Annotated in this window: 18 protein-coding genes; 14 read left to right on the top strand and 4 right to left on the bottom strand. The window is 47.9% G+C overall.

From position 1 onward, the window contains the following. Positions 1-11: 11 nt before the first annotated feature. From AB0L18_RS02050 to AB0L18_RS02040, 3 genes are all read left to right on the top strand, one after another. Complete coding sequence (locus AB0L18_RS02050; RefSeq protein WP_367390924.1) at positions 12-2,924, top strand: CHAT domain-containing protein; 2,913 nt, start codon at positions 12-14, stop codon at positions 2,922-2,924. 237 nt (positions 2,925-3,161) lie between these two features. Then, positions 3,162-4,163 (top strand): porphobilinogen synthase, encoded by a 1,002-nt coding sequence (gene hemB, locus AB0L18_RS02045; protein ID WP_367390923.1) that lies wholly within the window; start codon positions 3,162-3,164, stop codon positions 4,161-4,163. A 124-nt stretch (positions 4,164-4,287) separates the two neighbouring features. Next, the gene (locus AB0L18_RS02040) at positions 4,288-5,094 is read left to right on the top strand and encodes a hypothetical protein (RefSeq protein ID WP_367390922.1); all 807 of its coding nucleotides are present in this window, start codon (positions 4,288-4,290) and stop codon (positions 5,092-5,094) included. Here AB0L18_RS02040 and AB0L18_RS02035 read toward each other — a convergent pair. After that, positions 5,091-5,831 (bottom strand): NUDIX domain-containing protein, encoded by a 741-nt coding sequence (locus AB0L18_RS02035; RefSeq protein ID WP_367390921.1) that lies wholly within the window; start codon positions 5,829-5,831, stop codon positions 5,091-5,093. The genes AB0L18_RS02040 and AB0L18_RS02035 overlap by 4 nt on opposite strands. A 186-nt stretch (positions 5,832-6,017) precedes the next feature. Between AB0L18_RS02035 and AB0L18_RS02030 the strand changes: the two genes are divergently transcribed. After that, positions 6,018-8,132: a ComEC/Rec2 family competence protein gene (locus tag AB0L18_RS02030; RefSeq protein ID WP_367390920.1), complete on the top strand. Its 2,115-nt coding sequence runs from the start codon at positions 6,018-6,020 to the stop codon at positions 8,130-8,132. 25 nt (positions 8,133-8,157) lie between these two features. Next, on the top strand, positions 8,158-9,288 hold the full coding sequence (locus AB0L18_RS02025) for a helix-hairpin-helix domain-containing protein (protein WP_367390919.1): 1,131 nt from the start codon (positions 8,158-8,160) through the stop codon (positions 9,286-9,288). Positions 9,289-9,379: 91 nt separating this feature from the next. On the opposite strand, the gene AB0L18_RS02020 is transcribed toward AB0L18_RS02025, so the two are convergent. Further along, positions 9,380-10,390 (bottom strand): DUF3179 domain-containing protein, encoded by a 1,011-nt coding sequence (locus AB0L18_RS02020; protein ID WP_367390918.1) that lies wholly within the window; start codon positions 10,388-10,390, stop codon positions 9,380-9,382. 150 nt (positions 10,391-10,540) lie between these two features. After that, positions 10,541-11,131 carry a LemA family protein gene (locus AB0L18_RS02015; RefSeq protein ID WP_367390917.1) on the bottom strand — a complete coding sequence of 197 codons (591 nt, stop codon included), beginning with the start codon at positions 11,129-11,131 and terminating at the stop codon, positions 10,541-10,543. Positions 11,132-11,415: 284 nt separating this feature from the next. Here AB0L18_RS02015 and AB0L18_RS02010 point away from each other — a divergent pair, with 284 nt between their 5' ends. From AB0L18_RS02010 to sucD, 9 genes are all read left to right on the top strand, one after another. Beyond that, positions 11,416-11,922 carry a DUF1905 domain-containing protein gene (locus AB0L18_RS02010; RefSeq protein ID WP_367390916.1) on the top strand — a complete coding sequence of 169 codons (507 nt, stop codon included), beginning with the start codon at positions 11,416-11,418 and terminating at the stop codon, positions 11,920-11,922. Between the two features lie 57 nt (positions 11,923-11,979). Then, on the top strand, positions 11,980-13,071 hold the full coding sequence (locus tag AB0L18_RS02005; protein WP_367390915.1) for an XdhC family protein: 1,092 nt from the start codon (positions 11,980-11,982) through the stop codon (positions 13,069-13,071). Between the two features lie 45 nt (positions 13,072-13,116). Further along, entirely contained in the window at positions 13,117-13,719 is a 603-nt protein-coding gene (locus AB0L18_RS02000) for a TIGR04282 family arsenosugar biosynthesis glycosyltransferase (RefSeq protein ID WP_367390914.1), read from the top strand. Between the two features lie 22 nt (positions 13,720-13,741). Beyond that, a complete protein-coding gene (locus tag AB0L18_RS01995) occupies positions 13,742-15,037 on the top strand; it encodes an amino acid permease (protein ID WP_367390913.1) in 1,296 nt (431 codons plus the stop codon). A 282-nt stretch (positions 15,038-15,319) separates the two neighbouring features. Further along, the gene (locus AB0L18_RS01990) at positions 15,320-16,411 is read left to right on the top strand and encodes an aromatic ring-hydroxylating dioxygenase subunit alpha (protein WP_367390912.1); all 1,092 of its coding nucleotides are present in this window, start codon (positions 15,320-15,322) and stop codon (positions 16,409-16,411) included. Between the two features lie 412 nt (positions 16,412-16,823). After that, entirely contained in the window at positions 16,824-17,930 is a 1,107-nt protein-coding gene (gene carA, locus AB0L18_RS01985; RefSeq protein WP_367390911.1) for a glutamine-hydrolyzing carbamoyl-phosphate synthase small subunit, read from the top strand. A gap of 65 nt (positions 17,931-17,995) precedes the next feature. Next, positions 17,996-19,282: a phosphopyruvate hydratase gene (gene eno / locus AB0L18_RS01980; protein WP_367390910.1), complete on the top strand. Its 1,287-nt coding sequence runs from the start codon at positions 17,996-17,998 to the stop codon at positions 19,280-19,282. A 365-nt stretch (positions 19,283-19,647) separates the two neighbouring features. Next, on the top strand, positions 19,648-19,959 hold the full coding sequence (locus AB0L18_RS01975) for a hypothetical protein (RefSeq protein WP_367390909.1): 312 nt from the start codon (positions 19,648-19,650) through the stop codon (positions 19,957-19,959). Positions 19,960-20,011: 52 nt separating this feature from the next. Beyond that, complete coding sequence (gene sucD, locus AB0L18_RS01970) at positions 20,012-20,884, top strand: succinate--CoA ligase subunit alpha (RefSeq protein WP_367390908.1); 873 nt, start codon at positions 20,012-20,014, stop codon at positions 20,882-20,884. A 170-nt stretch (positions 20,885-21,054) separates the two neighbouring features. Here sucD and AB0L18_RS01965 read toward each other — a convergent pair whose 3' ends face one another. Continuing rightward, entirely contained in the window at positions 21,055-21,603 is a 549-nt protein-coding gene (locus AB0L18_RS01965; RefSeq protein WP_367390907.1) for a hypothetical protein, read from the bottom strand. Positions 21,604-21,630 lie beyond the last annotated feature (27 nt).

Genomic DNA, 21,630 nt, shown 5'->3' with positions numbered 1-21,630 from the left:
GCTTATCTACTTTGAATCACTTACAAAGGGTTTCCTGCTTATGCCTTATTGTGATGCTATTCGGCACAACATTTCTGCGTGCCCTCAACCTGGAGAATGAATACCAGGCCACAGTAGATCATATTGTAGAACTAGTGAAGCAACAAAATTTTGATCTTGCTTTAACGAAAACTGAATCCGCTTTAGCTCATTTAGAGCAAATTGATAGCTTGTACCTATTTCTGGATTTGATAAAATCAGTTGGCACTCAATTTAGAAAAGAAGGCCAGCCTAAGATAGCAGAGCGAATTTTCATTAATGCTATTCCTGATAAATTATGGAGAAAGCCTTTCTCCGAAGAGGAAAAATCAAAAGCGGCTTGGTTATATGTACAGGTTGGGTACAATTATTATGTGGAATTAGGAGAGTATCAAAAAGCTCGAAATGCCTACGAGTTTGCGCTTCAATATCTTCCCAAAACAGAATTGCGCGAAGATAAAGTTGCTAGGTATATCTTTAAAGAATTGGGTAATATCTATACCCGACTAGGAGATTACTCTGCTGGCGAGACGATGTTAAAGGAATATATCTCTGTAATGATTGAGTTGAAGCAATTTGATTCAGCAGCTAAAGGATACAATGATCTTGGGCTTTTGTGCCAAAATTGGGGGCATTTGGAAGCTTCCATGAAGGCATACCAAGCAGGAATAAGTTTACAGGGAGTTTCTAGAACTACTAAAGCACTACTGTATACCAATTTCGTAGATTCTTTTTTTGCTGATGGAAAATTTGTTGAAGCAGAAAGTGCACTTTCAAAAGCGCTGCAATTACTGGAAATTGAAGAAAAACTAGATAATCCATATCCTACACTTCATTTCTTATTTTCTCATGTTTTTAAAAAGCAATCCTTTCTCCACGCCGAACAAGGCGACTTCAAAGCTGCCTTAACCGCATTGGACCAAGAATTTCACCACCTCCAACTTTATTACCAAAACACCCAACGCCGAGAATTCGGCAAGCATTACGTCCAAAAGGGGTTGCTCTTTTCAAAGATGAAGGATTACCCCAAATCCCTCGCCCAGTTCCAGCTCGCCCTCCAATCGGTGCTTTACAATTATTCCCCCAAAGGACAACACGATCTCCCTTCTCCTGAAGCTTGCTACGCCGAAAATACCATTATGGAAGCACTGGGGGGCATGGCCACGGTTTACCAGGAATGGAACAAAGCGCAACCCAATACTTTTTACCTAGAGCAAGCCCTGGCCTGTTACGAACTGATGCATACCGTAGAACAGGCCTTGCGCCAAAGCTACCTCTACGAAAGCTCCAAACTCTTTAACCTGGAGGAAAGCCGCGAGCAAAGCGAAAATGCCATTCGAGTAGCCTATCAGCTTTACGAAAAAACGCACAACAAAGCGCTGCTCTACCAGGCCTTCGTTTTTGCGGAGCGCAACCGGAGTAGTCTCCTGCGCGAAGCTTTCCGGGCGAGTAAAGCCGCCGCACAGGCGGGCATCAGTGAGGAGGAATTGGCCGAAGAAGGCGAGCTGCAACGCGCCGTCAGCAAGGCCCAAGAGGAACTCTTCCGCCTGCGCAGCGAAGAAGGCGTGGCCGACAGCACCCTCCAGGCGGCCGAGCAAACCCTCCTCGGTGCACAGGACGCCATACGCAACTGGCTACAGGCCCTGGAAAGTCGCCACCCCCGCTATTATCAACTCAAGTACGCGGATGAAGTACCCACGCTGGCGCAGCTCCAACAAATGCTGGGCCGCAAGGAACAATTGATCGAATATTTCCTGGGAGAAGAAGCCATCTTCGTCTTCAAAATAGACCGCAAAGGGATTCAGCTCCAAAAACTCTCCCGGCCGGAGAACCTCACTCCACGAATACTCGCCTGGCGGGGAGCTATCGAGCACTACCAGATGCCCGGTGCAGACCGTACCCAACTTGCGGCCGATTACCAGCGCGAGGCTTATCGCTTGTACCAGGAGTTGCTGGCACCAGTACTGCAAGGTACCGAAGGGAAATCACTCTTGCTCGTCACCAGTGGAATGCTGGATTTGTTGCCTTTTGAGGCACTGCTCACGCAGGAGGTAGCGGCGGGCACCCCTTTCAATGATTATCCCTACCTCCTGCGAGACTATCCGGTCAGTTATACCTACGCCGCCAGCTTGCAGTGGGCCTTGCTACAGCTGCCACGCCACCAGGGAGCAATGGGAGGTTTTGCCCCCGCTTTCTCCGGGCAGTCGGGTTGGTCGGCCTTATCTTGTAGCGCCGATTTGTTGGAGTCTGCTATTGGGGAGGCTTCCGGCAATCTTTTCTTAGGGAATAGTGCTACCATTGAACAGCTGCAAGCCCAGGCAAAACGCTATCGACTTCTGCATTTGGCTACCCACGCGCAGGCCAATCCCGAGCAAGGTGATTTCTCTTTTATCGTTTTCAGCGACGGTGCTGGCGGCTACGATTCCCTCTTTGCCAAAGACCTCTATTTGTATGATCTGGAAACGGAGCTGGTCATCCTCAGTGCCTGTGAAACAGCGCTGGGAACCCTCTACAACAGCGAAGGTGTCATCAGCCTGGCCCGGGCCTTCCACTATGCTGGTGCCCGCTCGGTGGTGAACACGCTTTGGCAAGTCAACGAAAGCGCGAATTGCGATCTGGTGGAAGGGTTTTATACTTTCCTAAACAAAGGCCAAGATAAGCGCACGGCCCTTCAGCAAGCGAAATTAAGCTACCTGCAAAACGCCGACCCCCGAGGAGCACACCCCGTCTATTGGGCGGGTTTCCAGCTTTTGGGCAATCCAAGGCCCATGGAGGCTGGTTTCCCCTGGTATGGTTGGTTGGTTGGTTTGATGGTTGTGGGGTTGATGGTTGGATATTTGAGACGAAGAAGCAAGGAGAAGTCGGAGGTAGGAAGTGGGAAATCGGAATTGTTGCAGGAGGTGTAAATTTGATCGCTCCTCCCGATTCCCATTCATTATCCTTAATTTTGCAGCCCAATACTTTAAACCTCTTATTGGGAGGTAAAAGTAGACGGTATTTGGTATAGTGCCCTGATGGGGGATAAAAATCCCTATACCCTATACTAAGTACCTGGTACAATGATGCTTGCCTTGGTTTTTCTTACTTTTTGGGGATACAGAAAGGCAAACCTCATCACACAACAGCCAAAAAAATAAAGAAAAATGCTTCAGCGTCCACGTCGCAACCGCCGCTCTGCGGCTATTCGGGGAATGGTTCGGGAAACCCGTCTCAGTCCTTCCCAATTGGTGCAACCTCTTTTTTTAGTTCCCGGCAAGGGCGTAAAAACAGAAGTTTCTTCCCTGCCTGGTACCTATCGTTGGAGCATCGATTTGATGCTGGAAGAAATGGCGGCTTGTCAGCAATTGGGGATCAATAACTTTATTCTTTTCCCTGCGGTTCCCGACGAACTTAAAGACAAAGTAGCTACTTACAGTTACGATCCTGAAAACTTCTACTTGCAGGCTGCACGCGCTATCAAGGAGCGGTTTCCGACGATCTGCCTGATCAGTGATGTAGCAATGGACCCTTATAGCATCGACGGGCATGATGGCCTGGTGGGGAAGGGGCAAATTCTCAACGATCCGTCTCTACCAATTTTGGCAAAAATGGCCGTAGCGCAGGCCGAGGCAGGCTTCGATATACTGGGGCCCAGTGATATGATGGATGGCAGGGTAGGTTACCTGCGGGAAGCCTTAGACGATGCTGGTTTTACCCAAACGGGGATCATGTCTTATACCGCCAAGTATGCCAGTGCTTTTTACGGTCCGTTTCGGGCGGCACTCGATAGTGCCCCGCGGGAAGATGCCGATATCCCCAAGGATAAAAAGACTTACCAGATGGACCCCGCCAACGCGCAGGAAGCCCTCCGCGAGGCCAGGCTGGATACCGCCGAAGGAGCCGATTTTCTGATGGTCAAGCCTGCGCTCAATTATTTAGATATCATCACGCTGCTAAAGTACGAAAGTGAATTGCCCATAGCGGCTTACCATGTCAGCGGTGAATGTGCCATGCTTTTGGCTGCTTGCCGCAATGGCTGGTTGGATTACGAACAAGCCATGCCCGAAACCTTAGTGAGCATCCACCGTGCTGGGGCAGATGTGATCATTACCTATTTTGCTAAAGATTATGCCCAACGGATACATGATGGGAGGCTGAAGTATTAATTTATTCCATAAATTTACCTCTAGCTAAGCAGCGAAGTAAATGTAAGGGCGTTTGTTTAGTAGATTTTTGACGCGCACTCTGAGATGGTCACCCCCAATTAATGCATCAACAATCTTTTAGCTTATGTCTCAGAATCGCCGTGTGGTGTTTGCCCTCTTCACTTTGGCCCTAGCCTTCTCTGGCTGCAAGTTGGAAAACCTCAATGATCCGATCATTGTACCTTTAGTGGACAAGGAGTTTAGCCTTGATTTGTGGCAAATCCTGGGAGGGAATACCGCTTCCAATCTGGAGCTACAGATGTACACCATAGAGGATGAAAACTGCCTGAATACCAAAATTCTTAGCAACTACAATCGCACGGGCCGCAATATCAGTCTTACTCTTTACGATATTCTAGACCCTGAAGTTTGCGATCCTGGTCCTGCGCCTGCTTCCGGTGCTCAATTGGTGACCGATGCTAACCCAGATGTTTACACCCTTACCATTGAACTCCAGGATGTGGTGAGCAATGCAGGAACGCTGACGGTAACGGAAGAGGGTTATGAGGTGGTCATGCAGGAAGAGAACGGTATCACCTGGCTGCATACAGAACTAAAGAGAATACCCCGAAATGCTTTTTGGGGCTACCTGGTTCATAACAATGCAGAAGAAGCCAACCGCATAGCAGATTTAGTGGAAGCACTCAATAGTTTGGGCACCACACTCGATCTTAGCAAGGGGTATTATGGCTACTTTTCAATAAGCAACATCGGAGATATTACGGAATTTAAAGACGCCCCAACGACCAATAACCTGGTGGCCGTCATGATGAAATACACCGGCGAATCCACCCAGATAGATCAATTGATCAATGACTTTCTGGAAACACCAGGAAATGAGGCCATCCAATTGGTACTCTTGGACAGCAACGGGAATGAATGGCGGAATTAATTAGATAGCGAAGGTTTGGGATCTTTGCGTTTGCTTTCTTTCACCTCAAAAGAAAAACCATCCTGAAGAAACTCTTCGTAAGTTTGGCTATCAAACATATAAAGCTTGGCGGGGCGATGGGCAACACCTTCCTGCATTTCCTCTAAATCAATCAAGAGGTTCATCGAAAGGATTTTTTTGCGGAAATTACGCTTGTCCAATGCCGTTTCCAAAATAGCCTCATAGAGGTGTTGTAATTCGGTAAGCGTAAATTTAGGGGGCAGCAACTCAAATCCGATAGGGCGAATGCGTACCTGCCTTTTGAGGGTTTGAAAGCAAACATTGATCATCTCTTCATGATCAAAGGCCAAGTCCAGGTCAGAAATATCCGACACCCTGAACCACCGGACTTCTTTAGCGACGTCGTTGTCTGGTTTGGGATTGAAATCGGCAATTTTTACCAGTGAATAATACGCCACCGTAATTACCCGCCCCACGGGATGCCGGTCTACCGCGCCAAAACTCTTGACTTGCTCAAGGAAAACGTTGTCAATACCCGCTAGTTGTTTAAGCACTCGCCGGGCAGCTGTGTTCAGATCTTCATCGTGTAAGACAAAATAACCAGGAAGGGCCCAATGATTGTTAAATGGTTCTTCCTGCCGTTTGATCAGTAATATCTTAAGATCACTTTCATCAAATCCGAAGATCACATTATCGACTGTAAAAGCCGACTTGAAATAGGTATTAAGATTTTTCACGTATCCTGTTTGTTCGTCGCTATGCTTTGCGTAGCTTAACCAAGGGCTAAGGTAATAATTCTTCATGTTAAACAAACCTGTAGATGGCCCATTTAGTGTTATTTGTACACTAGGTAGTCGTTAGATTTGCAAAAGCTTTGAAAAAAAGGCTAAATTCAGGCCCGTCTAAATTAGTTGCAATCCTCCATGATGCCTGCTGCGCAGAAAATACCCTGGCGAGAAATTCCACTCTTGCGTCTGTTGCTGCCTTTTGGGCTGGGGATTTTTGTTGGCTATCATTTCTTACCGATCATCGGAGCGTTTTTATTCGCTGGAGGGCTAGTTCTCGGAGCTAGCTTGTTGTTGATGTATGGCTGGCAGTCGCTATCTGTTCCGAAAAACCGGTTGTGGAGCCTGCTGACGGTCTTTTGGTGCTTATGCTTTGGCATTTTTCTGGTGCAACAGCAGTATGAACTCACACAGCCCTCGCATTTTTCTCAACAACCTGCTTTTAGAGAGGATACCATGCTCAACTGGTCGGGAAAGGTAGGACAGTTGCGTATTGGCCCTGATCGGGTACGCTTGAGTGTGCATATCCAAGCGATCAACGATACTACGAAGACTACATCCTCTACTTGTACAGGACAATTACTCCTCTATTTACCCACGGATAGCCTCAGTGTCGGGCTATTACCGGGCCAGGAAATACAGTTCAGGGCCTCTGCCGAACAAATGGCCGCCCCGCCGAATCCCGATGCTTTTGATTTTTCAGAATGGCAGGCGCGGAAGGGTGTTTACCATCAAGCGCGTATTGCTGCTCAGGATTGGGTGCTGGTAAATTCAAAACTTTCCTTACGGGGAAGGGCCTACCGCTACCGGGAGGATTTACTCAAAATTTTACGCCAATACCTACCTGTAGGTTCCAACGAATTGGCAGTTGGTGCCGCATTGATTTTAGGTAAACGTGATGAGTTGAGCAACGACCTACGCAATGCTTATGCCGAGACCGGAGCGGTACATGTACTGGCGGTTTCTGGCCTTCATCTGGGGTTTGTCGCCTGGGGCTTGGGTTTGTTGTTCGGTTGGGGGCCGTTCAAAAAGCCGGCCTGGCGTTGGTTGCGCTTGCTGTTGGTACTGACGGGTATTTGGGGCTTTGCACTAGTCACAGGCTTATCGCCTTCCGTGCAGCGTGCGGCAGTGATGTTTAGTTTTCTTTGGCTAGGCCAAACACTGGGGCGACGGGCCAGCGTGTACAATTCTCTGGGGGCATCGGCCTTGCTACTCTTACTCATTGATCCTTACTTATTGTTCGATATTGGGTTTCAGTTGTCGTACCTCGCCTTACTGGGTATTGTTTTCTTTCAGCCACGTTTGTACCGACTGTGGTATTCGCCCTACAAAATGGTGGATTATGCCTGGAGCTTGACGACGGTAGCTATAGCGGCCCAACTCACAACCTTTCCGCTTAGTTTGTATTATTTTCACCAGTTTCCGCTCTACTTTTTACTTACCGGATTGGTGGTTGTGCTGGCCGCTTCGTTTATCCTAGGATTAGGAATTGTACTGTTTTTACTGCATTGGATTGCTCCTCTAGGGGCCTTGCTGGGGATACTTCTGAATGGTGTTTTGTGGTTAAACAATGCTTTTATTTTCACAATCCAAAAATTACCTGGGCATCTGCTCAGCGGCATTTGGATCAATGAATGGTTGCTATTATTTCTGTTTGCAGCCCTGTTTTTTCTCGCCTGGTACAGTGCCCATCGTCGTAATGTTTATCTCTTTGCAGGGTTGTCTGCATTGGTAGTGGCATTGGGAATCAACTTGTTTACCCAAGCAAGCTTAGCTCAACAACGTTCCTGGATCGTCTATCATTTGTACAAAAATTCGGTTATTGACGCTTTTGATGGTGGCCATCGCTACACTATTTCCACTTTAGATGACAATGATCCTGCCCTTGATTGGGCCGTGCATCCGCATCGCCAAAAAAGGGGAGTAGTACCTTGGCCTATCACGGCCCCACCGCTTCATTGGTACGAGCAATTTCCTGTCTACGCATTTTATGATCAGCGTTTAGTGATCATCAATCGTGATTGGGAGCTTGGGCTTTCGCCGGAAAATCCCCTTTCGGTAGATCTCCTGCTTATTCAAGATGCCCCACGTTTAACGCTAGCGGAGTTATCTACTTATTTTAAAGCCGACACCTGGATTTTTGACGGCTCCAACTATCCCGGTCAGGTGACCAAATGGTTGGAAGAAGCACATGAGTTAGGATTTTCGGTACATTGGACCGCCAGGGATGGTGCTTTTCAGCAAGCATTTTAAGAAACAGCGCAATACTAAAAGGATCATGGATAATCACTTTTTTTACTTTAGCAAAGGCGAACGCATCGGCATCTTGGTTTTGGTGGTGCTCTGTATGCTGCTTTTTATACTACCTGGTTTTTTACCCGATCGTAGCCAAAGCAACCCTGTCGACTTTTCTTCCTTGGCTGCGCAAATCGAGGAATGGGAAAATGTAGCCACTACGGAAGAGGGAAAGACCAACGCGCAAAATAGCGGGCGTACGTTGACTGCCCACATTTTTGATCCCAATCAAGCCACGAAAGAAAATTTGCAAGCACTGGGCTTATCGGCAGGCAGCATTCGCTCTTGGTTGAGTTACATAAGCAAAGGAGGGATGTTCAAATCATGGGAAGATGTAGAGAAATTTCGAGCACTTTCAGATCAGGAGAAGATCGCTATCCAACCTTTTCTATCGTTTGGAGGCGAGGCCGTCAGTGCCGATCAGCACCCTATTTCCATGACTGAAGCGCCGATGATGCAAGCATTCAACCCCAATGATGTCAGCAAAAACACGCTGCTGGCAATGGGTGTCCCCGAAAAGGCGGCCAACAATTGGGCCCGTTTCTTGGCCAGTGGGGGCCGTTTCCGCAAGCCGGAGGATATGCAAAAAATCTACGGACTGTCTCCTGATAACTACCAGCGGTTATTACCTTATGCGGAGTTGTCGGCCAATGTGGCGGAGAATAATTTGGCTGTAGCCGAAAATTCCCCCAATACCTACGAGGATGTTTCCGCCAAGGTAGTCGTCGATATCAATCAAGCCAGCGCCGAAGAGTGGCAACAATTGCGGGGCATTGGTCCCGCTTTTAGCAAACGCATTACCAATTTTAGAGATAAACTAGGCGGTTTCCAAAGCGTCCAACAAGTCAGTGAAACCTATGGATTACCGGATAGTGTCTTCCAGAAAATTGTTTTACAGCTTCGACCTTCCCCGATTTTGCGTAAGCTAAAAATAAACACTGCTACAGTGGAAGAACTAGCTGCCCATCCCTATCTCCGCTTCAATGATGCCCGCATGATTGTCAATTATCGCGAGGAACACGGGCCGTATGCTAATGCTGCTGATCTGGATAAACTGTATGGATTGGAAGAAAAGACCAAGCAAAGTATTCTACCTTATCTATCTTTTGAATAAAAAAGAGCAGGCCCACCATTGGTGGGCCCACTCGTCAACAATCCAATCGTTTATTTCCGGTTTGTGCCTAAAGGATGATTGGATAAATCTTTTAATCGCCAATACTCATAGACAGGCTGGTCGGTGCACCACCTTCGGGAATACTGTAAATCTCCGTGTCGGGGTGTGTTGCTGACCATGAGAACCAGTACATACTGGCACTCGGTAGCGGGTTGCCTTCCAGGTCGGTAACGTAGGCGGCTTGGGCCACAGGGACAAACTCAATGCTTATTTCTTGTCCGTTGACCATGTCTAATGTGATATGATTTTCCGCTTTTTCTAATGTTTTGTAAGGGTAAGCCTTGTATACGCCATCAATCTGCACGCCTACAATTCTTTCTTTAAGTTGTAAACGATCGTCACTGTGGTTCATCGGGAACATCAGCCGGTCGGTTGTGCCGTAGTAAGCGTAGGCATCCACGTCGTAATTGCGGGTGTAGCCGGTTTCTTCAGCCAAAAGCAAGGTTGCTGGGTAGCGCTCCTGCCATTCTCCCCAGGTGGTCAGCGTGGTAGGCAATAGATCGAGTTGTGCGCCAGCAACTGGGCCAGCTACCGCACGTCCCAGGCTTTGTGACCACAGGCTTTCGGTTTCCCGATCAAAGTACAGAGCGTTGTTGTTGTAGAGCAAGCCGGATACTGCCAGCTCCCAGGTCTGTTCGTGGGTTTCGGTGCGGTAAGCCATGGCACTGCCGCACAAGGGGCTGTAAGTAATGGCTACACGCTCACCCTTGAAGTCGTCATTGATGATTTCGTGATAATTAAGTACCCGAATCGGATAAGCTTTGGTAACGCCGTTTAAGGTTACCCCAATCACGAGGTCTTCTTCCGTAAGCCACTTGTCGGAACGGGCGGTAGTAAAATCGGGGTCGGTGAGGGCTGGAATACCATCCTTACCAGGACCACCCTGAATGATCTCCCAGGAAGGAAGTTCGGAATTAGAGAGGTTGAAATCCTCGTCGGCAAAAGATTCTTCAACAAAGATAGCGCGCTGAGCATTCAATCCTGTAACACACACGATCATCACAGCAGCCATCAGCAAAAAGGAGCGAAATACTTTATTCATCTTGGGTTAGATTTTGGAAATTTTTCTTGAAATAGTGTTCAAGTATCCCTTAATCCAAAAGCGTGCCAAAAATGAAAATCCATAAAAAAAAGGTGGAAACGCTGCATCGCAACGTCTCCACCTTTTATCGTACGGCAACGTCTGTACCGATTAATCGAAATTTACAGTAGGCGCATTTTCTGAACCCGCCTGCGCTTCGAATTGCGCTTTTTCGCTGAAACCAAAAATGCTGGCGAAGAAACTTCCGGGGAAGCGACGTACCTGTTTGTTGTAGCCCGTAACAACCTCATTGAAATTTTGACGAGCTACCGCAACACGGTTCTCCGTTCCTTCCAGTTGGGTCTGTAAATCGCGGAAATTGGCATTGGCTTGTAGCTCAGGGTATTTTTCTACCGTTACCAACAAGCGTCCTAAGGATTGCCCCAGCTGTGATTGGGCGGCTTGAAACTCTTGTAGTTTTTCTGCCGTCAAGTTGCTAGGGTCAATATTGACACTGGTGGCTTTGGCGCGGGCATTCACCACGGCTTCCAAGGTCTCCCGTTCAAAGTTAGCAGCACCTTTTACGGTGTTGACCAGGTTGGTGATCAGGTCTGTTCTGCGCTGATATTGTGTCTGTACATTGGCCCAGGCCTGGTCTACATTCTCTTCTGAATCAACAAAGCCATTGTAGCTGCTACAGCCACCCATGAAAAGAAGTAGTAAGAGGACTAGGACAACGCCAATAGTGGTAATAGATTTCATAATCGTTTTTTGTTTTTTCTTTTTAAGCTGACAAATTATTACAGCTTGTGCGAAAAATAAAGATTTTAGCCGAAATTACGTGAAAGTGCTTACTTTGGAACAGCACGAAAATAAAAAGCGATTTTGTTTTTCACAATAGTTAAATAAGCGCTTCATTTAAAGCGTTTTAACTATTTGAAAAACCTTAGAAAAATCGCAGTTTATTTTCTGCGCAATACTTTACGATAAATAGTGTTGGCTTTATTCAGACCACTATTCTCGAAATACGTCACCATTTTCTGACCATGAAGTTTCAATTTTCTACACCGCTCGAGGCTGCCAGCTCTAAATTATTCAATTGGCAACTCCGGGTTCCTGCCGATATTACGGCAGCTTTTTTGGCGAGCCCTACGAAAACGCGAGTCGTCTGTGTCCTCAATGGCCAAGACCCTCACCAGTGTGCACTCACGCCTATTGGCAGCGGAGTTTACGTCATTAAGGTCAATCAGGGGAGGATAAAAAAACTGGCGCTCGAAGAAGGGAAAACAGTGGTAACAGAACTGTTTCCAGATGATAGCAAGTATGGCCTGCCCATGCCCGAAGAAATGGCTGCCGTACTCGCTGAAGATCAGGAAGGTGATGAAATTTTCCATGCACTGACTCCCGGAAAGCTAAGGACCATGCTATACGTGGTCAGCCAGGGTACAGATAGTGATGACCGTATCTGGCGAGCCGTCCAGATCATTGAGCACTTAAAAAAACGCGATGGGAAAATTGATTTCAAAGCGCTGTATCAAGATTTGCGTAAGTGAGCTTGTTTAAACATTTGTCTTTTATTAACCGTTGTGTTTACTAAATTTTAGCTGAGCGTGAAAGAGATCAGAAGGATTATCCAGGAATATGAACAGATTGACTTCAGTGTAGAGCAAGCAGCTTTGGCCTCCGTAGTCAATGTAGAAGAATCTTCCTATCGGCGCATCGGTGCCCGCATGTTGGTGCGTAGCAATGGCTTGTGGACAGGCGGTATCAGTGGGGGCTGCCTGGAGCGAGATGCGCTGCAACGCTCACAGATGGCCATTTTCAAGAATGAAGCGACCCGGGTTTTGTACGATACCATGGACGACGACGAAAACCAGATTGGCGTCGGTCTGGGCTGTAATGGCCGCATCGAAGTAGTGTTTACGCCCCTCGATCCTGCTGATCCTAACAATGAAATCACCCAGCTCAAACGCATCATTAGTGCAGATCAGCCCGCGATCATGCTCAAGATCATTGACGCTGCTGATAACGCGGGACTGCTTGGGCAGCACCAACTGGTGGAAAATCCCGAAAATCCGGCCCCTTTTGCTGGCATTACTGCGGAAGAATTACGCCCTTTAATTACGGAAACCCTCGACAAAAAGAAGCCCCGGATTTTTGAATTCGATCAGGCAGGGCAAAAGATAAAGTTATTGGTAGAGTTTATCCGTCCGGAAACCCGCCTCATCATCGTTGGCGATAATTACGATGTGGTAGCCATGTTGGGGATCGCACAGGAGTTGGGCTGGGAGACTTACCTCGTTGGTAAAGCAAAAAAAATGTCGAAAGCCATGTTCGAAATCGCTAAACGAGTGGTGGATTACGATCAGGCCGACGAATTACCCGTACATGACTACACTGCCGTGATGCTCATGTCGCACGACTACAATAAAGACAAAGCCATGCTGCCGCTTTTTGCCGCTAAGCACCCCACCTATATGGGCATGCTAGGCCCCAAAAAACGCCTCCTGAAAATGCAGGATGATTTGGGTATGGACCTCGAAAATATGGGCATCCTTCACGCACCTACAGGGTTGGAGATTGGGGCAGAGTCCCCTAGCGAGATCGCCTTATCGATTGCTGCCGAGATTGTAGCCGTCTTTCGTGATAAACCAGGTGGGCTGCTCAAGTACAAGGAGGGCACCATCCACGAGCGCGATTAAAAGAGGAATTTTTACCTTTGCGCCTCAAAAAATCAAACCGACGCAATGCCCAACCGCCCCACGCTACTCATTTTTATCAAAAACCCCGAACTGGGTAAGGCCAAAACCCGTCTCGCACAGAGTGTCGGGCCAGAGCGGGCACTGAAAATTTACCAAGCCTTGCTGGGGCACACTCGGCAATTAACGCAAGCGGTTGACGCGCAGCGGATGCTTTTTTATAGTGCTTTTGTAGATCAACAAGATCAGTGGCCCAACTCGGATTTTGCCAAGTACTTGCAAGCTTCCGGTGGCTTGGGCGAGCGCATGTCAGCTGCTTTTGCACAAGCTTTCGCTGAAACGGATGGCCCTGTATTGATCATTGGCAGTGATTGCGCCCAACTTACGCCAGCAATTGTCCAACAAGGTATCAACGCCCTGGAAACCCACGACTTTGTCATCGGCCCGGCAGAAGATGGCGGCTACTACCTCCTGGGTATGAAGGCTTTCCATCCCGAAGTTTTTCAAGATATCGCCTGGAGTACCGAAGAGGTACTGCCCCAGACCCTGGAGATCATCAAAACCAACGATTGGTCGCATTCCCTACTCCCGGTACTTTCTGATATTGATTACGAAGAGGATTGGGAAAAACATGGCTGGGAAATAGACTGAAATCTATGTACCTTCTCCCAAAATGGCTGATGATAAGTTAGGTTTTGGTGCAAGCTTCGCCCTGGTCGTAGGCAATATGGTCGGATCGGGCATTTTCTTGTTGCCTGCTTCTCTTGCTATTTACGGAGGGATCAGTCTGATAGGCTGGGTGTTCTCCTCCTTAGGCGCCATTCTTTTAGCCCTGGTTTTTGGGAATCTAAGCAAGTGGTTGCCAGGAGCAATAGGTGGCCCCTACGCCTATACGCGTGTAGGCTTGGGCGAGTTTCCTGCTTACCTGGTGGCCTGGGGATACTGGGTGTCGATCTGGAGTACCAATGCGGCCATTACAGTAGCTTTGGTCGGTTACCTTGGGGTCTTTTTCCCTGTTTTGAAAGCGGAACCTCACTGGGCTATTCTTACCGGACTGGCTTTTATCTGGTTGTTTACTTACGTGAATACGCGCTCTATCAAGGTGGTAGGTTGGGTGCAATTGGTGACGACCGTCCTCAAGATTGTTCCAATCCTGCTGATCGGTTGTATTGGAATATTTTACTTTAAAGTAGCGCATTTTATCCCATTTAATCAGAGCGGAAGCTCCAACTGGTCGGCTATTACCACGACGACTACCCTGACGCTATTTGCTTACCTTGGCATGGAGAGCGCCACCATTCCTGCTGCCAAGGTCAACAACGCTACTACTACCGTCCGCCGTGCTACTATATATGGTACACTGCTCACAATTGTGCTTTATATCCTCAGTTCGGCGGCAATTATGGGGATCGTTCCCCCGGAGGTGTTGGCGCATTCTACGGCTCCTTTTGCTGACGCGGCGGCATTGTTTTGGGGAGGTGCTGCAGAATATATCGTTGCTGGCGGAGCAGTTGTCGCTACAATGGGAGCACTCAACGGCTGGTTGTTGATTCAGGGCCAGATTCCGCTGGCAGCAGCTGCCAATGGCTTGTTTCCACCCGTATTCGCTCGCCTTAATGATCAGCGGCAGCCTGCTATTGGTATTGTATTGTCTAGCCTATTGGTGTCGCTCTTGATGTTGTTCAGCTTTTCCGAATCCTTGGTGAGTGCCTTTACTTTTATGATGACGCTTTCTACCCTTTCCGTTATCACACCTTATTTGTTTTCTACAACCAGTTTTGCGTTGCTGGTTTTTGCTAAAAAAACAAAACACAAAAATCGACACTTGCTACTGGCACTAGGTGCTTTTTGTTTTTCTTTGTGGATCATTGTTGGCTGTGGACAGGAGGTCGTTTTTTGGGGTTTTCTGCTATTGATGTCGGGCATTCCTTTCTACGTATGGTTGAAAAGGAAGGAGCATACCTCCTGATCGTACCAGTGCGATTATACAATAGCCGTGTTTTCGGGGATTTACCCCCCGAATAAAGGGAGTTATAGTCCGTCAAGGTAGGATTTGTGAGAATTTGAAGACGCTATTTTTTCCATTCGCAAGGCGAAAAACGTAGGCAACGCAGCGCGTTGGCGTCCCGAAGCCTCGGGATCAACGCAGCGAAGGGGAAAAAGAGCAGGTCAAAAATCACAAATTCTACCTTGGAGGACTATATACTCAATGATGAAGGTCGAAATCAATCCTAACTCGTCGCAATATTTTATGAAAGCCAGCTACACTGTTCACCCAGATATCCACCAGGCGGAGACCCTGCCCGCAGCATTTTACCAAAGTGAAGAAGTATTCACGGCTATAAAGAACCAGGTATTTGCCAAGTCCTGGCAGTGGATAGGAGAGGAGCGCTTGGTTCCTAAAGCGGAAAGCCTCCATCCTTTTTACTTCGTGGATAACTACTTCCCTGAACCCATGCTGCTGAGTAGAGACAAGGAAGGTCATCTTCGCTGCCTCAGCAACGTTTGCACGCATCGCGCTAACATACTGGTTCATCATCCCACTACGGCCGATCAGCTCGTGTGTGGTTATCACGGTCGCCGCTTTGGCCTGGATGGTTCTTTTAAACGGATGCCTGAATTTAAGGAGGTGGAAAATTTCCCCCGTCCTTGCGATCATCTCCATCACTTTCCATTGGAAAAGTGGGGCCCTTTTCTTTTTACAAGCATCACGCCAGCCTTTCCGCTAAAGGTGGTCACGGATAAAATGGAGGAACGTATTGGCTTTTTACCTCTGGATCAATTTCGATTCGATAGTGCTAGCTCCAAGGAGTATCTGGTCAACGCGCATTGGGCGCTTTACTGCGACAATTACCTCGAAGGATTTCATATTCCTTTTGTCCATCAAGAGCTTAACCAGGCACTTGATTATGGAAGTTACATTACTGAAATCTACGATTATTGCAACCTGCAAATCGGTTACGCCAGTGGTGCCGAAGAAGTCTTTGATTTACCAGCAGACCATCCCGACGCAGGTAAAAACGTGGCGGCCTATTACTATTGGATATTCCCCAACCTGATGCTCAATTTTTATCCTTGGGGTTTATCCGTCAATGTCGTTCGCCCGCTTACGAAGGATAAAACCAAGGTGTCCTTTTACACCTACGTCTACGATGAAAGCAAAAGGGATCGTGGCGCAGGAGCTTTGCTGGATAAGGTAGAAAGAGAGGATGAATTTGTAGTTGAAGGTGTTCATCGCGGACTGCAATCATCTGTCTACCAAACTGGCCGTTTCTCTCCTCGCAGAGAATTGGGGGTGCATCACTTTCATCGTTTACTGGCGGCGGCCTTCGACCAAGGATAGGTTTTGGGGCCGTGCCTGCGCGGCGTTGCATTGCAAACGCCACTACGGCACCGGGCTGTACGGCATTCTGCCCTACTGCGGCAGTAGGGCTTCAAACAACACCTCCCATCCCTCGTCCTCTTTATATTAAAGAAGCGCATATTTCGCAAGGCCGAAGCGCGAGGTACTGCTCCGTAGTGCAGGGGTTCATACCCTGCATAAAGGTTTCATACCCTGCTACGCCGTGGGATGGAACCCGCTCCGTAGAGCAGGTTTTCATACCCTACATATAAGGAGCAGTGGATAACCCGATTCCCAGGAACGATGGCACAGCCCCGCATTTTAAAATGTTTTTTTAAAAAAAGTCCTCCTCATTACCCAAAGTACCCAGCCTTAGCTATCTTTGCGTGCGGTCAAAACGAAACCGCAATCTATGGCAAATTCTTCGCTACCCCCCGCCATCCTTTTATTGGAAGATGGTACTGTCTATCGGGGTAAAGCCGCTGGGAAAATTGGTACTACTACCGGCGAAATCTGTTTTAACACCGGGATGACCGGTTACCAGGAAATTTTTACGGATCCTTCTTATTTTGGTCAAATCCTTGTGATGACCAATGCGCATATTGGTAATTATGGTGCTAAAAAAGAAGAGGTAGAATCCAACTCACTCAAAATCGCGGGCTTGGTTTGTAAAAATTTCACGGTGCCTTACCACCGTCCTCAGGCGACTCAGAATATTCAGGAATATTTTGAGGAAGGAGGCATGGTTGGTATTTCTGATGTGGATACCCGTGCTATCGTACGCCATATTCGCGACAAGGGTGCCATGAACGCCATCATTTCCAGTGAAGAATTGGATGTGGAGGTTTTGAAAAAGCGCTTGGCCGAAGCACCTAGCATGGATGGCCTGGAGCTGGCCAGCAAGGTAAGTACCAAAGAAAGCTATACCTACGGTGAACCAAACGCCAAATACAAAGTAGCGGTGCTTGATTATGGGGTGAAAGAGAACATCCTGCGCAGTTTTGCTCAGCGAGACTGTTACCTCAAAGTATTTCCCGCGAAGACTTCTATGGAGGAGTTGACCGCATTTGAACCCGATGGTTATTTCCTGAGCAATGGCCCGGGCGATCCAGCACCAATGGATTATGCTACCGCAACGGCCAAAGCTATTCTAGCTGCTGAAAAGCCTTTGTTCGGAATTTGTCTGGGCCACCAAATTTTAGCCCAGGCCCTCGATATTCCTACCTATAAAATGCACAACGGTCACCGTGGGATTAACCACCCCGTAAAAAATCTGGTGACCGGAAAGTCTGAAATTACCAGCCAGAACCACGGTTTTGGTGTTAGTCCTGATGCCATTAGAGCCAATGCAGACAAAGTGGAGATTACACACGTCAATTTAAATGACGAGACCATCGAAGGTATTCGGGTAATCGGTAAACCAGCCTTCTCGGTACAGTATCACCCCGAGGCGAACCCTGGTCCGCACGATGCTCGCTATCTTTTTGATCAGTTTGTAGCCTTGATGGCCGAATCGTAGTAGACGTTACACTGCAACGTCTCCACCCGCAACAGGAAAACTATTAATTAAAAAAAACAAAAGCGATGAGTAATATTCTTGACATTCGCTCTCGGGAAATCTTAGATTCCAGAGGCAACCCTACGGTAGAAGTAGAAGTACTGACCGAAGAGGGCATTATTGGCCGTGCAGCAGTTCCTTCGGGGGCTTCTACTGGCGCACACGAAGCGGTAGAGCTAAGGGATGACGACAAAGATCGCTTTCTGGGGAAAGGTGTTTTACAGGCTTGCCGCAATGTAGAAGAAGTCATTGCTGATGAACTCATTGGCGTGAGTGTTTTCGAACAGCGCTACATCGACCAGATCATGATCGATCTGGATGGCACAGCTAATAAATCCAAGTTGGGCGCCAATGCGATGTTGGGCGTAAGCCTGGCGGTAGCCAAAGCTGCCGCTGCTAGCAGTGAGCAGCCGCTGTACCGCTACATCGGAGGTGTAAATGCTCACGTGATGCCCGTGCCTATGATGAACATCCTCAACGGAGGTTCGCACGCAGACAACAGCATCGACTTTCAGGAATTTATGATCATGCCCGTAGGTGCAGATCATTTTTCTGAAGGATTGCGTATGGGCGTAGAAATCTTCCACCACCTGAAGACCGTACTGAAGAAGAAAGGCTACAGTACCAATGTAGGTGATGAAGGAGGTTTTGCACCTAATATCAAGAGCAACGTAGAAGCCATTGAAACCGTGCTTATGGCGATCGAAGCCGCAGGGTACCGCCCTGGCGAAGACATCATGATCGCGATGGATGCCGCTGCTTCCGAATTTTACAACGAAAAAGAAAAAGTATACCACTTCCACCAATCAACCGGCGATAAATTGAGCCCTTCAGACATGGTGTCCTACTGGGAAGAATGGGTGAATAAGTACCCTATCCTCTCCATCGAAGATGGTCTGCACGAGGACGATTGGGATGCGTGGAAGTTGATGACCGATCGCATCGGCAGCAAGGTGCAATTGGTTGGTGATGACTTATTTGTCACCAATACCAAGCGCCTGCAGCGCGGTATCGAAATGGGTGCTGCTAACAGTATCCTCATCAAAGTCAACCAAATTGGTACCCTTACGGAAACGATTGATGCCGTACAGCTTGCTACCCGCAACAGCTACACCAGCGTCATGAGTCACCGTTCCGGAGAAACCGAAGATACTACCATTGCTGACTTGGCAGTAGCATTGAATACCGGCCAAATCAAAACGGGTTCTGCTTCTCGCTCCGACAGGATCGCGAAATACAACCAGTTGCTCCGTATCGAGGAAGAACTCACCGATGCGGCAGTTTACCCAGGTAAGGCACTGTTGGGCCAGTAAGCCAGCTTAGTAAAGAGATGCGTGGCGATAAAATCGCCACTTGAGGTAAAGGGTAAAGGGACGTTGGGGGCGCTAGAAAAAACTGGCTTTTCCCTTCCCTTTACCCACTACTCAAAGGACGCAAAGTGGCCTGCATCCAATATCTCCGTGCCTCATATGTTTGCGGAAGAAAACAGGAATAGCCACTAAAGCTCCAAAATGCACACAAAATATTCCATGCTATTTTGTGTTTTCGTGTTTTTGTGGCTAAAAATAACTCCGTGCCTTTGTGCCTCCGTGGCTAAAAACCTCAGAGTCTCTAACGGAATTTCACTGGAAAGCTCGCTATAAAGCCCTATCTTCGCGCCGTAGAAAATCCCAACCCTATGGATCAGGTTATAAAAGACCTCTGGAATAAATTGCCGACTCCCTTGCGGAACCGCTATTTTATTACAGCCATTGCTTTTGTCGCTTTTATGATCTTTTTTGATCGGCATGATGTGCTCACACAAATTCACCTGCAAAGTACCGTGAACAAACTGGAACAAGACAAGGTGTTTTACGAGGAGCAAATTCAGCGGGAAGAAGAAAAACGCCTGGATATGGAAATCAATCAGGAGCGCTTCGCCCGCGAGCAATATTACATGCAACGCAACAACGAGGATGTGTTCATTATTAAGGAGGAGGAGAATAATTAAGCAGTAGATTACTGCGTAACGATAATAGAACCAAAGTAACAATCTTAGCTTCATGTCTGTACTGATTAACAAGGATTCAAAGATCATTATTCAGGGCTTCACCGGTAAGGAAGGAACCTTTCACGCCAGCCAGATGATCGAATATGGAACCAATGTAGTAGGTGGTGTAACACCCGGTAAAGGTGGCCAGACCCACCTCGACTGTCCTGTTTTTAATACGGTAGAAGATGCCGTTGTACAAGCGGGTGCTGATACTTCCGTTATTTTCGTACCCCCACCGTTCGCGGCGGATGCGATCATGGAAGCTGCGGCCGCTGGTATCAAAGTGATCATTTGTATCACTGAAGGCATCCCGGTACAAGACATGGTGAAAGCCAAAGCCTACATCGAAGATTTCGATTGCCGCTTGATCGGCCCCAACTGTCCAGGTGTGATCACGCCGGGCGAAGCCAAGTGCGGCATTATGCCTGGTTTCATTCACAACCCTGGCCGCATCGGCATCGTTAGCCGTTCTGGTACCCTCACCTACGAAGCAGTAGATCAAGTAACCAAAGCGGGTATGGGCCAAAGCACCTGTATCGGTATCGGTGGCGACCCCATCATTGGCACCACCACCAAGGACGCTGTAGAACTACTGATGAACGATCCCGATACTGACGGTATCATTATGATCGGAGAAATCGGCGGAACCATGGAAGCCGAAGCTGCAGAGTACGTCAAAAACCACGGTACCAAGCCCGTTGTTGGCTTTATCGCTGGTCAGACGGCTCCTAAAGGTCGTACCATGGGTCACGCGGGTGCTATCATCGGAGGCAAAGACGATACGGCCGAAGCCAAAATGGCAATCATGGAAGCCTGTGGCATTCACGTGGTTCACTCACCAGCAGAGCTGGGAGTAACGATGTTGAAGGCGATGCAAGGATAAAATCGCTTTCTGCCGGAGTAATCTTGTAGAAAAAAATAAAAAAGGGTATAGTGCTGTTGATCAGTGCTATACCCTTTTTTATTTTTTAAGGAGATTATTGTTTTTCAAAGACTTGGAAACTGTTACATGAGTCGTGAGCAACGAGGTATCGGTCATTAGTATAAGGCCTATTAACTCAACAACAAAGCCAACACAATCACCATCACCAACAACAGCGCTGCCGTTATCAGGAAACCATTGGAATTGCGGTATTTGTCAAAGAGGTACTCCACGGCTTCGTTCCATTCCAGTTTGCGGTAGAGGGGCTCGATGATGAAGACGTGGTAGCGGCGATCAAAAAGGCGAGAATTGCCGTGTTTTTTAAGGATAAAGAACTCCTCGTCGAGGAAAGCCAGGTCAAACACTTCGCCGTCGCAGGAGCTGGAGCCGTAGACAAATTTGCCGTTCATGTGTCGCCACTCACCACATTCGATATTGCCATTGGTAGAACGTACGTATTCGCCACCGTCGTCAAAAACGTGGAGGATCACTTCGTGGAAGTCTTCCTCGTCGCGCAGTTCAATCCAGTTGCGACGCAGGAAAAATTCTTCCTCGCGCAAATCTTCACTGTGCTTACGAATAGCGGGCAGCACCTTGTCCAAGGCATCATACAGCCCATCCACTTCCGGAAGTTCTACATTGAAAGGTTTGGCAACCTTATCGAGCATCTTATTATCCACAGCTGCACTTTTTGAAAAGAATCACTA

It is taken from the genome of Lewinella sp. LCG006 (genome assembly GCF_040784935.1).
GTDB lineage: Bacteria > Bacteroidota > Bacteroidia > Chitinophagales > Saprospiraceae > Lewinella.
The sequence above is the reverse complement of the archived record's forward strand: the minus strand, read 5'-3'. Positions and strand labels throughout refer to the sequence as shown.

Bases quoted from the DNA above. Each gene is read 5' to 3' on its own strand.
- hemB (WP_367390923.1), top strand. From the start codon at position 3,162: ATGCTTCAGCGTCCACGTCGCAACCGCCGCTCTGCGGCTATTCGGGGA.
- AB0L18_RS02040 (WP_367390922.1), top strand. From the start codon at position 4,288: ATGTCTCAGAATCGCCGTGTGGTGTTTGCCCTCTTCACTTTGGCCCTA.
- AB0L18_RS02030 (WP_367390920.1), top strand. From the start codon at position 6,018: ATGATGCCTGCTGCGCAGAAAATACCCTGGCGAGAAATTCCACTCTTG.
- AB0L18_RS02025 (WP_367390919.1), top strand. From the start codon at position 8,158: ATGGATAATCACTTTTTTTACTTTAGCAAAGGCGAACGCATCGGCATC.
- AB0L18_RS02020 (WP_367390918.1), bottom strand. From the start codon at position 10,390: ATGAATAAAGTATTTCGCTCCTTTTTGCTGATGGCTGCTGTGATGATC.
- AB0L18_RS02015 (WP_367390917.1), bottom strand. From the start codon at position 11,131: ATGAAATCTATTACCACTATTGGCGTTGTCCTAGTCCTCTTACTACTT.
- AB0L18_RS02010 (WP_367390916.1), top strand. From the start codon at position 11,416: ATGAAGTTTCAATTTTCTACACCGCTCGAGGCTGCCAGCTCTAAATTA.
- AB0L18_RS02000 (WP_367390914.1), top strand. From the start codon at position 13,117: ATGCCCAACCGCCCCACGCTACTCATTTTTATCAAAAACCCCGAACTG.
- AB0L18_RS01995 (WP_367390913.1), top strand. From the start codon at position 13,742: ATGGCTGATGATAAGTTAGGTTTTGGTGCAAGCTTCGCCCTGGTCGTA.
- AB0L18_RS01990 (WP_367390912.1), top strand. From the start codon at position 15,320: ATGAAAGCCAGCTACACTGTTCACCCAGATATCCACCAGGCGGAGACC.
- carA (WP_367390911.1), top strand. From the start codon at position 16,824: ATGGCAAATTCTTCGCTACCCCCCGCCATCCTTTTATTGGAAGATGGT.
- eno (WP_367390910.1), top strand. From the start codon at position 17,996: ATGAGTAATATTCTTGACATTCGCTCTCGGGAAATCTTAGATTCCAGA.
- AB0L18_RS01975 (WP_367390909.1), top strand. From the start codon at position 19,648: ATGGATCAGGTTATAAAAGACCTCTGGAATAAATTGCCGACTCCCTTG.
- sucD (WP_367390908.1), top strand. From the start codon at position 20,012: ATGTCTGTACTGATTAACAAGGATTCAAAGATCATTATTCAGGGCTTC.